Raw genomic sequence first — 13,601 nt, forward strand, 5'->3', positions numbered from 1 at the left:
GCCGGTGAAGCGAGCCACGTGGCGGGGTGCGGGAGGCGGGGCGCTCCTGTGCCTCCTCGCGGTCTCCGGATGTGGCGCCTCCTCGGTCACCGTGGAACCTCCGCATCCGACCGGCACGGCCGCCACCACCTGCCGCTCGTTGATGGCGGCCCTGCCCGCGAAGGTGCTCGACCAGCCGAGCCGTCCGGTCCAGCCGGAGGGTGCGCTCGCCGCCACATGGGGCGACCCGCCGATCCTGTTGCGCTGCGGCGTCCCTCGCCCGGCGAAGCTGCGTTCCAACTCCACCTGCCTCGAGGTGGAGGGCGTCGGATGGTTCGCCGAGAAGGCCGCCCGCGGATACATCTTCACGACCGTGGGCAGGTCGGCGTACGTCGAGATGTCGGTCCCCTCGGCCTACGAGCCGCCCGCCAACGCCCTCGTGGACGTCGGTGAGGCGATCAGGCGGACGGTGCCCGTCCGTACCGCCTGCGTCTGATCTCCGGCCGCGGAGCCTCCCCCCCAGCGCCCTCCCACCGGGTCCCCACCGGCAGGGGGTTCCCTGACGCGGTGGCCGTGCGCCAGGGAACCCCTCCTACGGACCTCGCCGGCTACGGCGGGCGTCCCGCCCGGAGGTCCGGGCAGCACTGGCCCGCCCGGGGACAGGGAGACGCTGAGCGCGTTCGCTGTCCCCGGCGGCGAGGTGGTCGTGGGGTCTCGCGGACCGGCCCTACCGCAGCCCGGTCGGGCGGCGCAGGGCGAGCTGGATCAGGTGGTCACAGAGCGCGGCGTAGTCGAGTCCGCTCGCCGCCCACATCCTTGGAAACATGGAGTACGGCGTGAAGCCGGGCATGGTGTTGATCTCGTTGAGCAGCAGGGTGCCGTCGGCGCTGAGGAAGAAGTCGACCCGGGCAAGGCCTTCGACGCCGAGTGCCTCGAACGCCGTCACCGCGAACTCCCGCACCCGGGCGGTCAGCTGCTCGTCCAGCGCGGCCGGGAGCTGCAGGTCGACGTGGGTCTCGTCGTCGAGGTACTTCGCCTCGAAGTCGTAGAAGTCGTACTCGCTGTCGTAGCGGATCTCGGCGACGACGCTGGCCTGGGCCCGGCCACCCTCCAGGCCCTCGATGACGCCGCACTCGAGCTCCCGGGCGCCCTCGACGGCGGCCTCGACGAGCACCTTGGGGTCGAACTCCTGCGCCTTCTCCACGGCCGCGGCCAGGTCGGCGGGATCGGTCACCTTCGTGATGCCGATGCTCGACCCGCCCCGGGCCGGCTTGACGAAGACAGGAAAGCCCAGTGAGGCGACCGACTCCGCGCAGGCCGCCGGATCGGCTTCCCACTGGGCCGGCTTGATGAGGGTGTACGGCACGACCGGGAAACCCTGCGCCTGGAAGACGAGCTTGGCGAAGTGCTTGTCCATCGCCACGGCGCTCGCGAGGACCCCGGCCCCGACATAGCGGACGTCGGCCATCTCCAGGAGCCCTTGCAGGGTGCCGTCCTCGCCGAACGGACCGTGCAACAAGGGGAACACGACGTCAACCTCGCCCAGCGTCCCGGGAACCGAGCCCGGGTCGAGCGACACCAGCTCACCGCCATGATCGTTGGCGAGCACGACCGTGGTGCCCTTCTCGTCGACCTCGGGCAGGCGGCCCGTCTGGATCGCGAGGCGCTCGGGCTCGTCCTTCTCCAGGACCCAGCGGCCTTCCATGGTGATACCGATGGGGATCACGTCGTAACGTTCCCGGTCCAGGGCCCGGAGCACACTGCCCGCGGTCGAGCACGAGACGGCGTGCTCCGAGCTACGCCCACCGAAGATGATGGCCACGCGTGGCTTGCGTCCGGCCTGCGGTGCGCCGGAGGCCTGGGTGCGCTCTTGCTCGCTCACCGACAAGACCCTACCGGTCCCCCATGAGACGGGGTGACCGGTCGGATGGGACCGCCTCGGGAAGAATCGCCGTATGCCCGACTTCGAGCCCAGCCTCAGTCCCGACACCCTCGCGGTCACCGCCGGACGGCCGCCGCACACGCCGGACGCGCCACTCAACCAGCCGGTGGTTCTCGCGTCCACCTACGTCGCCGGCGGCGAGATGGAGTACGGCCGCTACGACAACCCGACCTGGACGGCGTTCGAGGAGGTTCTCGGCGCCCTGGAAGGCGGCCGGGCGCTGGCCTACGCCTCCGGCCTCGCCGCCGTCGCGACCGTCCTGGACCTGGTGCCGGTCGGCGGGGTCGTCGTGGCGCCCCGCCATGCCTACCTCGGGACCCTTGGCCAGTTGGGCGATCTGGTGGACGCCGGCCGCCTCAGCGCCGCGCCGTTGGTCGACGTCGCCGACACCGAGGCGGTGCTGGAGCTCGTACCCGGCGCCGACCTGGTGATCCTCGAGTCGCCGACCAACCCGGCGCTGGAGGTCGCCGACCTCGCCGCACTGTGCGCGGGTGTGCGTGAGGCGGGCGCCGTCGTGGTCGTCGACAACACCTTCGCCACGCCACTGCTCCAACGTCCGCTGGAGATCGGGGCCGACATCGTCCTCCACTCGGCCACGAAGTACCTCGCGGGCCACAGCGACCTCGTCCTGGGCGCCCTGGTGACCGCTCCTACGCCGCGTGGCGAGCAGTTGCACGAACTGTTGCTGAACCACCGCAAGAAGATCGGCGCCATCCCGGGCACGTTCGAGACCTGGCTCGCCCTGCGGGGGCTGCGCACCCTGCACCTGCGCGTCGAGCGGGCGGCTGCCAACGCGGCCGAACTCGCCCGACGGCTCGCCGACCACCCCGCGATCGAGCGGGTGCGGTATCCGGGCCTGCCATCGGATCCGGGGCATCGTCGCGCCAGCGAGCAGATGAAGGGATACGGCGCGGTGATCTCGATCGAGGTACGCGGTGGCGCCGAGGCGGCGGACCGTCTCACCCGCTCCACTCGCCTGTGGGTACACGCGACGAGCCTCGGCGGGGTGGAGTCGACCTTCGAACGCCGGCGCCGCTGGGCGGGTGAGATCGCCACTATTCCGGACAACCTGGTCCGGATGAGTGTCGGCATCGAGAACGTCGAGGACCTGTGGGCCGACCTTTCGACCGCACTCGACGGCGTACTCGCCTCCCAGGCATAGGCCCATCGCCGCGAGGCGCTCCGCCCATCCGGGCGGGCGGGGCCACTCCCGGTCAGGAACTCATGACTGTTTGGCCCGCTTTTTGTACGGGTTGCCGATCGTCGGCAAGTCCATCTTGCCCGGGTCGAAACGGACCGCCGGCGGAAGCTCGGAGCGCAGGGTGGCGACGAGCCGGGTGAGAGTCTCCATCAGCTCACCCGTCGCCTTCTTCAGGACGGCCGGAGTGGGCCGAAGTCCACGGTAGGCGGACAGATCGAGCGCCGGTCCGGCGAGCATCCGCATCGTCTTGCGCGGCAGCAACCTCGGGAACTTCGCATAGGGCATCAGCACCTCGTGTGCGCCCCACTGCGCGATGGGAACGATCTCACAGCCCGTCCGCAGGGCGATCCGGATGGCACCGGTCTTGCCGACCATCGGCCACAGCTGCGGGTCGCGGGTGATCGTTCCTTCCGGATAGACGACGACGCACTCGCCGCGATCTATTGCGAGGCAGGCCTCCTCGAGGGCGTCGCCGGCCGTGCGCTTCTCCCGGTGCACGGGGATCTGGCCGGCCGACCGCAGGAACCTGCCCACCAACGGGATGCCGAAGAGGCTCGCCTTCGCCAGGAACCGGGCGGCCCGCCCCTGATCATGGATGAAGAGTCCCACGGCCACCGGGTCGAAGTAGGACAAGTGATTGGTGACGGCGATGAAGCCGCCTTCCCGCGGAAGGTTCTCAGCTCCGCGCCAATCACGCTTCGTCAGTGCCGCCATGGCGGGCCGCAGGGCGGCCGCGGCGATGTCGTAGCACCGGCCAGTGGTGGGCAAGGGCACGCTTTCCTCCTCGTCGACCCCTCACGTCGAACGCGAGGATGTGCAGCGACTGCTGGGGCATCCGGGCAGGCGCGCACTGTCCGGGCGCCCACGTCGCTCGCCACAGTGTGAACGACGTCCGCATCGGTGTCGAACGGTGGGTCGACCCTTCCTTGCACCGGGCTGAGAGGATCGGGGTCGATGTCAACGCAAGAACGTCTCGCCCAGCCGTCGGGTTCCGTCGGCTGGAGCCTCGTCGTCCCCGTGAAGCCGGCCGCGATCGGAAAGTCCCGGCTCGCGCCGTTCGCCGGTCAGCACCGCACCGGGCTCGCGCGAGCGATGGCGATCGACACCATCGGCGCCGCGCTCGCCTGCCCCAGTGTGACGGAGGTTCTGGCGATCACGCCGGACCCCGAATCGGGCGCCGTGCTGGCCGAACTCGGTGCCCTCGTGGTCCCCGACGAACCCACCGGTGGGCTGAATGCCGCCCTCGGCCACGGGTGTGCGCTCGCCCGCGCCCGCAGGCCCGACTGCGCCGTCGCGGCGATGCTGGCCGACCTGCCCGCCCTACGTCCGCAGGAGTTGGCACTCGCCCTCGCCGCGGCGCAGGCGCATCCCACGTCGTTCGTCGGCGACGCCGCCGGGATCGGCACGACTCTGTACTGCGCGAACCAGGGAGTGGCGTTCGCACCGCGGTTCGGCGGCCCGTCACGAGCCGCCCATCTCTCCTCCGGAGCCGTCGAACTCCTCCTGCCGACGATCCCGTCCGTACGCAAGGACGTCGACACCGAGGAGGATCTCCACCAGGCCAGGGATCTCGGCGTCGGCCCACGAACCGACGCCGCCCTGACGGCGCTGCTTCGACCGGTGGATCCTGGAGCCGACTAGGTCGTGTCCTGATCCGCAGGACACGACCTGGGACACGGCCCAGCCCATGGCGCCGGGTGGACGAAAGGATCACCCTTCGACTCACCCGGCCCCCATGATCGGGGCACAGGCCATAGGCTGCGATCCATGCAGGCAACGGTGCGTACCTTCGACCCCGCCACCCGCGCGGGCACGGTGCTGGTCGACGACGGCGTCGAGTTGAGCTACGACGCCGACGCCCTCACCGGCACCGGCCTGCGCCACCTACGACTTGGACAGCGGGTCCAGATCGAGGTGGATGGCAGCGGACCCACCACCCGGGTGCGGTCGCTGCGCATCTACACACTGCGGGAATGATCTTCACGCCCTGGTGGACCTTCGCGGGCCGGCCAGGACCTGACCGGGGACAAGCGAAGGGCCGACGCCTCCAGGAGGCTCGGCCCTCTGCTTTGTCTGGTGCGTTGGCGCGTCAACGCTTCGCAGTACGCTTCGCCGGCGTCCGCTTGGCAGTCGTCTTCTTCGCCGTGGTCTTCTTGGCCGTCGTGGTGCTCGGCGTCTTCTTGGCGGTCGTCGCCTTCTTCGCGACGCCGGTCGTCCGCTTGGCGGGCGCCCGGGTGGCGGCGGCCTTCTTGGCCGGAGCCTTCGTCGCGGTGGTCTTGGTGGCTGCCGCCCGCGGCGTAGCGGCCTTCTTGGCCGTCGTCGCGGCGGCGGTCGCCGAGACCCGCGGCAGCTTCTTGCTGCCGGAGACGACGGCCTTCAGTTCCGCCCCAGCGCGGAACTTCGGAACCGAGGTCTTCTTCGCACGCTTCCGCTCGCCCGTACGAGGGTTGCGGACCATGCGAGCCGGACGGTCGATCTTCTCGAAAGCGCCGAAGCCGGTAATGGCTACCTTGTCACCTGCCGCCACAGCGCGCGTAATCACGTCGATGATCGACTCGAGCGCGTGCTGGGCTTCCTTCTTGTTGCCGTCAAAGCGCGGTGCCAGCGCCTCGACCAGCTGAGACTTGTTCACTGTTTCCCTCCGTGAACGGGGTAGTACGAGCCTGCGCTCGATTCATGCGCACGTTAGGGAATGTAGCGCCGTTACTCAATCACCGTCAGCGCCACCTCCCCGATATCGACTCCGATCCTGCCCCCTTTGTGCCCGGTTCAGCCCTCTCGAACGCGTCCGACTGCGACTTTCGGGAGCCCTTTCCACGGGTCGCGTCCGCCCTGCAGGGGTTGGGAATGCGGCATCCCGCGGAGGCCTCCGGTCCGCTCGACGCGAGCATCGCGAGGAACCGCGACCGCCTCGCGTGACCGGCCGGGGCGAGATACCGAGACGCCAGGATTCTCTTGCCTGGTAGGGAAAACGTCGCCCTGGCGCGCGACCGCACAGGTGGCTTCACCGCCCTTCCGACCCTCAGGATCGGCCACCTCCGACCCCACCGCGAGAGGGTCGGCGGCCGGCCGGCCGACCGACCAGGTCCCGCGATGCCCACCAGACAAGGAACCCCGGGCACACCAGCACCACGACCGCCCGGACGGCCGGGGGAAATTTGCAAAAAAACTTGTGAAGTCTCCCCCGCTTCGGCGTGTCGCGCACCGGCATGTCGCCCCCAGAACGCAGGAAGCCCGGCGCCAAGGCCTTCGAAGCGGGCCTTGGAGCCGGGCTGGAAGCGTTCCCAGACGGCGGTCTCCGGCGGGCGGAAACCTCGCCGAGTCCTACGTGGCGACCGGAAGGGTGGTCGGCCGGATGCTGGGTCGACGGGCTTCGTAGGCGTCGATGTCGCTCGCGTGGGAGAGCGTCAGGCTGATGTCGTCGAGCCCTTCGAGCAACCGCCAACGGGTGTAGTCGTCGATGTCGAAGGAGTCCCGAATCGCACCTTCGCCCGAACCCGCGAGCACCAGACGGTTCTCCAGGTCGATCGTCACGCCGACGTCCGGCTGCTCCTCGATCAACGACCACAGGCGTTCGACGACCTTCTGGTCGACGAGGGCGGCGAGCAGGCCGGCCTTTCCGGCGTTCCCGCGGAAGATGTCGCCGAAGCGGGACGACAGCACCACCCGGAAGCCGTAGTCCTGCAGAGCCCACACGGCGTGCTCGCGGGAGGAGCCGGTGCCGAAGTCGGGCCCGGCGACGAGGATCGAGGCGCCCGCGTGCTCAGGTTGGTTGAGCACGAAGGACGGGTCGTTGCGCCAGGCGGCGAAGAGCCCGTCCTCGAAGCCGGTGCGGGTGACCCGCTTGAGGTAGACCGCCGGGATGATCTGGTCGGTGTCGACGTTGGCGCGCCGAAGCGGCAGGGCCTTGCCGGTGTGCAGGGTGAACTTGTCCATGTCGGTGGCTCCCGGTCAGACGGTGGCGTTCGGCAGGTCGGCCGGCGCGGCGAGATGCCCCGCGACGGCCGTCGCGGCGGCGACGAGCGGGGAGACAAGGTGGGTCCGGCCGCCCTTTCCCTGCCTACCTTCGAAGTTGCGGTTGGAGGTCGAGGCGCTGCGCTCGCCCGGAGCGAGCTGGTCGGGGTTCATGCCGAGGCACATCGAGCACCCGGCCGCCCGCCACTCGGCGCCTGCCTCCTTGAAGATCACGTCGAGCCCCTCGGACTCGGCCTGCAGCCGCACCCGACCGGACCCGGGAACCACCAGCATGCGTACGCCCTCAGCGACCGAACGACCACGGACGACTTCCGCGGCCGCGCGCAGGTCCTCGATCCGGCCGTTGGTGCAGGAACCGAGGAAGACCGTTTCGACCTTGATGTCGCGCATCGGCGTGCCGGCCTGGAGTCCCATGTAGGCAAGGGCCCGCTCGGCCGACGCCTGGCCCTCGGGGGTGTCGAAGTCCGCCGGAGCCGGGACATCCGCACCGAGCGGCACGCCCTGGCCGGGGTTGGTGCCCCAGGTGACGAACGGCGTGACGGTGCTCGCGTCGAGGACCACCTCACGGTCGAACGTCGCGTCGTCGTCGGTGCGCAGGCTCCGCCAGTACTCGACCGCGGCGTCCCAGTCCTTGCCCTTCGGGGCGTGCGGCCGCCCTTCCAGGTAGGCGAAGGTCGTCTCGTCGGGTGCGACGAGGCCAGCCTTGGCGCCCCACTCGATGGACATGTTGCAGACCGTCATCCGGCCTTCCATCGACATCGTGCGGAACGCCTCGCCGCGGTACTCGACGACGTGGCCCTGACCGCCGCCCGTACCCACCTTGGCGATGAGGGTCAGCACGAGGTCCTTCGGCGTCACGCCTTCGGGCAGCACGCCGTCGACGGTGACCGCCATCGTCTTGGGCCGGCTCTGCGTGAGGGTCTGGGTGGCGAGCACGTGCTCGACCTCACTGGTGCCGATACCGAACGCCAGCGCGCCGAACGCTCCGTGCGTGGAGGTGTGGGAGTCGCCGCAGACGATCGTCATGCCGGGCTGGGTGAGTCCGAGCTGGGGTCCGACGACGTGCACGATGCCCTGGTCCGCGTCACCGAGTGGGTGCAGACGAATGCCGAACTCCTCGCAGTTGCGGCGAAGGGTCTCGACCTGCGTGCGGGAAACCGGGTCGGCGATCGGCTGGTCGATGTCCACTGTGGGCACGTTGTGGTCTTCGGTCGCGATCGTCAGGTCTCGACGACGGACCTGCCGGCCGGCCAGCCGCAGGCCGTCGAACGCCTGCGGGCTGGTCACTTCGTGGACCAGGTGGAGATCGATGTAGAGGAGGTCGGGCTCGCCCTCACCGCGCCGTACGACGTGTTCCTCCCACACCTTCTCCGCGAGGGTGGTCCCCATCTTCTGCCTCCAGGCTTGTGCGTGCTCCGAAAGTCCTCCGGACCGCTTTTGGACCGCCCGGCCGGTCTTTTTCCGCCGGCGGGCTTGCGTCTCGCAATTCGAGACTGCAATATCGAGTCATGGACAACTCTAGCGGAGTCGGCGTTCTTGACAAGGCGGCGCTCGTACTCGGGGCCCTGGAAGCCGGTCCCGCCACCCTCGCTGGGCTGGTGCAGGTCACCGGGCTCGCTCGCCCGACCGCACACCGCCTCGCGGTCGCCCTGGAACACCATCGTCTGGTCGCGCGCGACATGCAAGGGCGGTTCATCCTGGGACCCCGGCTCGGCGAGCTCGCCGCCGCGGCCGGTGAGGACCGCCTGTTGGCGGCCGCCGGCCCCGTTCTGGCCCGGCTGCGCGACATCACCGGTGAGTCCGCCCAGTTGTTCCGCCGCCAGGGCGAGGGACGTGTCTGTGTCGCCGCCGCGGAGCGGCCGACCGGACTCCGGGACAGCATCCCTGTCGGCACCCAGTTGACGATGCACGCGGGCTCGGCCGCGCAGATCCTGCTTGCCTGGGAGGAGCCTGAGCGCCTGCACCGCGGCCTGCAGGGTGCGAAGTTCACCGCGGCCACACTGGCCGCCGTACGCCGTCGTGGTTGGGCGCAGAGCGTCGGTGAACGGGAGGCCGGCGTCGCCTCGGTCTCCTCCGGGATCCGCTCGCCCTCCGGCAAGGTGGTCGCCGCGGTCTCCGTCTCCGGCCCGCTGGAGCGACTGTCCCGCCAGCCCGGCCGGATGCATGCGCCCGCGGTGATGGCCGCGGCCGAGCGACTGTCGGAAGCCCTGCGCCGCGCGGCCGAATGACGAAGGAGGGGCCGCCCGAAAGGGCGGCCCCTCCAACGCGAAAGACCCCCTCCAGATGGAGGGGGTCTTTCACCTTGTAGCCCCGACCGGATTCGAACCGGCGCTACCGCCTTGAGAGGGCGGCGTGCTAGGCCGCTACACAACGGGGCCGTGGAAGCGAGCTGAACTCTAGCAACTGCCTCACCAGCTCACTCGCTGGGGTACTAGGACTCGAACCTAGACTAACGGAATCAGAATCCGTCGGGCTGCCAATTACCCCATACCCCAATGGCAAGGCCCTCCGCCGTGAAGCAGGTGGGCCGCGAAGCAGAATACCCGAGGTGGGGCACTGACCCCAAAGCGACCGGGTCACTGCGTGGTCGAGGGCCTCTTTCCGCGCCCAGATCCCTGCCCCGCTTCGGCCTGGAAGCGCTCGATCCGGGCCAGCGCCCACCGTGCCCACTCCAAGAAGGCGTCGTACTGGCGGACCCCGAACTCCGCCGCGAACCGGCCGAACTGCGTCGGCGAGCTCGCGTCCTCCTCCGACTCGATGTGGGCCACGATCGCGCGGATCTCGTCGCGTTGCCTGGCCGCCCGCTCGACGTACCCGCGCAGCAGGTCCTGTGCGAGCGGGGGCTCCAGCGCCGACAGCATGAACATCCGCAGGATCTCCTCGCTGCGTACGCGTGAGTCCCTGGTCGGGCTGAGCATCCAGTCCTGGAGGGCGTCGCGCCCGGCGTCGCTGATCGCGTAGGTGCGGCTTCCGCGCGCACCCTCGGCGATCACCTCGATCAGCCCGTCGCCCGCGAGCTTGTTCAGCTCCGGGTAGATCTGGCTGTGGTTGGCGTGCCAGGCGTACTTCTCCAGCGACTGCGCGAAGCGCTGGGTCAGGGCGTACCCACTCCCGGGCTCCACGGCGAGCAACCCCAACAACGCGAACCGCAGCGACACCGCGACCTCCTTCGACTTTCCGCACACTTTACTGTCAACCTCGACATGTAAGGATTGACATGTCGAATCTTACGTCTCATAGTCGTCGTGTCAGCCGGCCCCTCCCGAGTGAGCGGCCCGGGATCGGAAGCGGCGACGGGGAAGGGGGCCGCGATGAGGCCGACGACGCGAGTGGCCGGGAGAGCGGACGTTCGTGGGCTGGCGAGCGTGTTCGCCCAGGCGTTCCACGACGACCCGGTGATGGCGTGGATCCTGCCCGAGGAGCGGGCGCGGACGGTCGGCCTGCCGCGGCTGTTCGCGACGATGCTGCGCCACTTCTACCTGCCCTACGGCGCCACCGATCTCGCGGCTCAGGACACCGCACGCGACCCGCTGGGTGGCGCGGTGTGGACCCCGCCCGGACACTGGCAGCCCACCCGCTGGCGCGGTCTCCGCGCCATCCCGGGTCTGGCCCGCGCCACCGGCCGAAGGGGGCGCGCCGGCGTCAGGGTGACCGAGGCCCTGGAACGCGCGCATCCGCACGATCCGCACTGGTACCTCGCCATCGTGGGCGTGAGCCCGGCCGCCCAGGGCACGGGCATCGGTGGTGAGCTGATCCGGGCCAGGCTGGCCACCTGCGACCAACTGGGGATGCCGGCCTACCTCGAGGCCAGCAAGGCCGGCCTGGTCGGCTACTACGAACGGTTCGACTTCCGGGTCACCCGCGAGATCACGATTCCCGGCGGCCCGTCCCTGTGGGCCATGCGCCGCGAGCCGCGCTGACCAGACCCCGCGTCGCTCGGCCACATCCGAGGCCGCGGGAGGCGGCCCGGACGGCCGCTCCCCCAGGACCATCCACGACCGCCCAGGACCATCCAGGGTCGCTTCGCCCTGCCACGAGTCACGCCGGAGGACACATGTCAACGACAGCTTGGCCGAACGCTGAGCCGCCCGGGAACGCTCGGACCCCCGAGCCTCCCGAGACCGCCGACGCGCCGAGCCTCCGCCTGCCCGGGTTCCTCGCCCCGGTGCCGGACGAGATCGACGCGGTCGACCTGCCGGTCACCGGAACACTGCCGCCCGAGCTTTCCGGTCGCTACCTGCGCAACGGCCCCAACCCCGCACCGGGCGAACCCGCTCCGCACTGGTTCGTCGGCTCGGGCATGCTGCACGGCGTACGGATCCACGCCGGCCGGGCGGAGTGGTACCGCAACCGCTGGGTGCGCACCCGCGCCCGCGAGGGCACGCCGCCCGTCCGCCCCGACGGCAGCCGCGACCTCGCGGTGAATTCCGCCAACACCCACGTGATCGAGCACGCCGGACGGCTGCTCGCGCTGTGCGAGGGTGGCCTGCCCTACCAACTGAACAAGGACCTCGACACCGTCGGTCCGTACGACTTCGACGGTGCCCTGACGACCGCGATGACGGCCCACCCCAAGCAGGATCCGGTCACCGGTGAGCTGTTCTTCTTCGGCTACGGGGTTCGGCCGCCGTACGTCACCTACCACCGGCTGTCGGCGACCGGCTCGCTCGACCTCAGCGTTCCGGTGGAGGTGCCAGGTCCGACGATGATGCACGACTTCGCCATCACCGCCCACCACGTCGTCTGGCTGGACCTCCCCCTCGCCTTCGACCACACCCTGGTGGGGCGCGGCATGCCCTACCGCTGGAACGACGACTACGGCGCCCGGCTTGGCGTGATGGACCGGGACGGGCGCTCGGCGGTGCGGTGGTTCGAGATCGACCCGTGTTACGTCTTCCATGTGGGCAACGCGCGCGAGGACGCCGAGGGCCGGATCGTGCTCGACGCGGTGCGATACGACCGGCGGGCCTGGGACGCCGCGTGGTCGGGCATCGGTGGCAGCACCGAACCCGTCGCCGCGGCGGCCGCGGGCAGCAGCACCGGCCTCGTCACCGCCGCCGCGGGCACCGGCGTGAGTTCCTTGCACCGTTGGGTTCTGGACCCCGCGACCGGGCGTGCGCACGAGCGTCGCCTGGACGACCAGGGAGTGGAGTTCCCCACCATCGACGACGCGCGGACCGGACTCGACAACCGCTACCTGTACGCCGTCAGTTCGGGCGCCTCCGAGACGAGCCGCGCCGACGTGGTGAAGTACGACGTCGCGTCGATGACCAGTGAGCGGCACGAGTTGGCGGCGGATCTCGTACCCGGTGAGGCGGTCTTCGTTCCCGCGGCCAAGCGGGGCAACGAGGACGACGGTTGGCTGCTCACCATCGTCACCGACCGGGCCGGCCGGGGTTCGGAGTTGCTCGTCCTGGACGCGACCGACGTCACCGGCCCCGCCGTCGCCTCGATCCGCCTGCCCCGTAAGGTCCCCGCGGGATTCCACGGCTCCTGGATTCCCGACTCGGACCCACCGCCGCTCGCGGGCGACGCGCCGACGCCGGACGCCGCCTGAATGCCCACCGCCCCCACGAAAGCGACGGAGAACCACGTGATGACCACGCCGGGCACCCCTGCCGCGCGCAGCGACACAGCCCCCGACCAGGTTCACGACCCGAGCACCAACAACAACCCGAACGGCGCCAACGACCCGAACGGCGCCGACAACGCGCCGGCCGGGACCGACCGGATGGGACTTCGCCCCGTCATTCTCAGCTTGGTGTGGGACGTCGGCCTGTCCATCGGCGCCTACTACCTGTGCCGCGCCCTGGGCGCCAGCACCTACGTGTCCCTGCTCGTCGGGACACTGGTGGCCGGCGTACGGGTGGCTTACGTCGCGATTCGGGCTCGCCACTTCGACGCCTTCGCCGGCTTCATGGTCGGCGTGTTCGGCATCGGGCTGATCCTCTCGTTCCTGTCAGGAGACGATCGCTTCCTGCTATTGAAGGACTCCTTCGGCACCGCCGCGGCCGGCCTCGCCTTCCTCGGCAGCTGTGTCATCGGACGTCCGCTGATCTACTACGCGGCGCAGCGGTTCGCCGCGCCGACACCGCAGGGGCGGGAGCAGTGGGAGGCCCTGTGGGCGACCTCTGCGCCGTTCCGCCGGACGTTCGTCGTCCTGTCGGCGGTCTGGGGCATCGGGCTCCTCGTGGAGGCCGCCGTCCGCGTCGTCCTGGTGTACGTCCTGCCGGTCGACGTCATGGCCGGCCTGTCGTCGGTCCTCAGCATCGCCGCCTTCGCGCTGCTGATGACCTGGAACATGTGGTACTCGCGACGGGCTCAGGCACGCGGGCGGGCGCGAGCCGCCGCGGCGGCCGAAGCCGCCCCGGCCGCCTGAGAGGAGCCTCGCGCGATGCGGGGGGCGCTGCCTGGCACGCACAAGGCGTCGCCAGGCAGCGCTGCGGGACTCACCGGCCCGCGGTGGTCGCACGGCTCGTCGGGTTGTCCGAGCCCCCGCGGGGG

The 13,601-nt window shown here is 70.4% G+C and carries 14 protein-coding genes and 2 tRNA genes; 8 read left to right on the forward strand and 8 right to left on the reverse strand.

Annotated features, from left to right (window positions below; all coding sequences use genetic code 11):
• The first annotated feature begins 4 nt into the window (after positions 1–4).
• On the forward strand, positions 5–475 hold the full coding sequence (locus HEB94_RS39580; RefSeq protein ID WP_337918244.1) for a DUF3515 domain-containing protein: 471 nt from the start codon (positions 5–7) through the stop codon (positions 473–475).
• Between the two features lie 231 nt (positions 476–706).
• Here the strand turns inward: HEB94_RS39580 and HEB94_RS39585 are convergent, their stop codons facing one another.
• Positions 707–1,861 (reverse strand): D-alanine--D-alanine ligase, encoded by a 1,155-nt coding sequence (locus HEB94_RS39585; RefSeq protein ID WP_192754584.1) that lies wholly within the window; start codon positions 1,859–1,861, stop codon positions 707–709.
• A 73-nt stretch (positions 1,862–1,934) separates the two neighbouring features.
• Between HEB94_RS39585 and HEB94_RS39590 the strand changes: the two genes are divergently transcribed.
• The gene (locus HEB94_RS39590; protein ID WP_192754585.1) at positions 1,935–3,083 is read left to right on the forward strand and encodes a trans-sulfuration enzyme family protein; all 1,149 of its coding nucleotides are present in this window, start codon (positions 1,935–1,937) and stop codon (positions 3,081–3,083) included.
• Positions 3,084–3,143: 60 nt separating this feature from the next.
• Here HEB94_RS39590 and HEB94_RS39595 read toward each other — a convergent pair whose 3' ends face one another.
• Entirely contained in the window at positions 3,144–3,896 is a 753-nt protein-coding gene (locus HEB94_RS39595) for a lysophospholipid acyltransferase family protein (protein WP_337918245.1), read from the reverse strand.
• 180 nt (positions 3,897–4,076) lie between these two features.
• On the opposite strand from HEB94_RS39595, the gene cofC reads away from it, so the two are divergent.
• Entirely contained in the window at positions 4,077–4,763 is a 687-nt protein-coding gene (cofC, locus tag HEB94_RS39600; protein WP_192754586.1) for a 2-phospho-L-lactate guanylyltransferase, read from the forward strand.
• 126 nt (positions 4,764–4,889) lie between these two features.
• Entirely contained in the window at positions 4,890–5,099 is a 210-nt protein-coding gene (locus HEB94_RS39605) for a cold-shock protein (RefSeq protein WP_192754587.1), read from the forward strand.
• 112 nt (positions 5,100–5,211) lie between these two features.
• Here the strand turns inward: HEB94_RS39605 and HEB94_RS39610 are convergent, their stop codons facing one another.
• The 3 genes from HEB94_RS39610 to leuC form a co-directional block, all read right to left on the reverse strand.
• Positions 5,212–5,754 (reverse strand): HU family DNA-binding protein, encoded by a 543-nt coding sequence (locus tag HEB94_RS39610; RefSeq protein ID WP_192754588.1) that lies wholly within the window; start codon positions 5,752–5,754, stop codon positions 5,212–5,214.
• Between the two features lie 692 nt (positions 5,755–6,446).
• Positions 6,447–7,058 (reverse strand): 3-isopropylmalate dehydratase small subunit, encoded by a 612-nt coding sequence (gene leuD / locus HEB94_RS39615; protein WP_192754589.1) that lies wholly within the window; start codon positions 7,056–7,058, stop codon positions 6,447–6,449.
• Positions 7,059–7,073: 15 nt separating this feature from the next.
• On the reverse strand, positions 7,074–8,486 hold the full coding sequence (leuC, locus tag HEB94_RS39620; protein WP_192754590.1) for a 3-isopropylmalate dehydratase large subunit: 1,413 nt from the start codon (positions 8,484–8,486) through the stop codon (positions 7,074–7,076).
• A 119-nt stretch (positions 8,487–8,605) separates the two neighbouring features.
• On the opposite strand from leuC, the gene HEB94_RS39625 reads away from it, so the two are divergent.
• On the forward strand, positions 8,606–9,325 hold the full coding sequence (locus tag HEB94_RS39625) for an IclR family transcriptional regulator (RefSeq protein ID WP_192754591.1): 720 nt from the start codon (positions 8,606–8,608) through the stop codon (positions 9,323–9,325).
• A 77-nt stretch (positions 9,326–9,402) separates the two neighbouring features.
• Here HEB94_RS39625 and HEB94_RS39630 read toward each other — a convergent pair.
• The 3 genes from HEB94_RS39630 to HEB94_RS39640 all read right to left on the reverse strand — a co-directional run bounded on the left by HEB94_RS39630 (position 9,403) and on the right by HEB94_RS39640 (position 10,255).
• Positions 9,403–9,475: transfer RNA gene (locus HEB94_RS39630), tRNA-Glu, on the reverse strand.
• Positions 9,476–9,520: 45 nt separating this feature from the next.
• Positions 9,521–9,592, reverse strand: a tRNA-Gln gene (locus tag HEB94_RS39635).
• A gap of 81 nt (positions 9,593–9,673) precedes the next feature.
• Positions 9,674–10,255, reverse strand: a complete 582-nt coding sequence (locus HEB94_RS39640) for a helix-turn-helix transcriptional regulator (protein ID WP_192754592.1) — start codon at positions 10,253–10,255, stop codon at positions 9,674–9,676.
• A 153-nt stretch (positions 10,256–10,408) separates the two neighbouring features.
• Between HEB94_RS39640 and HEB94_RS39645 the strand changes: the two genes are divergently transcribed.
• The 3 genes from HEB94_RS39645 (at position 10,409) to HEB94_RS39655 (ending at position 13,476) form a co-directional block, all read left to right on the forward strand.
• Entirely contained in the window at positions 10,409–11,017 is a 609-nt protein-coding gene (locus HEB94_RS39645) for a GNAT family N-acetyltransferase (RefSeq protein ID WP_192754593.1), read from the forward strand.
• Positions 11,018–11,151: 134 nt separating this feature from the next.
• Entirely contained in the window at positions 11,152–12,654 is a 1,503-nt protein-coding gene (locus HEB94_RS39650) for a carotenoid oxygenase family protein (RefSeq protein WP_192754594.1), read from the forward strand.
• Between the two features lie 39 nt (positions 12,655–12,693).
• Positions 12,694–13,476, forward strand: coding sequence for a VC0807 family protein (locus tag HEB94_RS39655; protein WP_337918584.1), 783 nt, complete (start codon positions 12,694–12,696; stop codon positions 13,474–13,476).
• Positions 13,477–13,601 lie beyond the last annotated feature (125 nt).

This window comes from Actinopolymorpha pittospori, from assembly GCF_014873875.1.
Taxonomy (GTDB): Bacteria; Actinomycetota; Actinomycetes; order Propionibacteriales; family Actinopolymorphaceae; genus Actinopolymorpha; species Actinopolymorpha pittospori.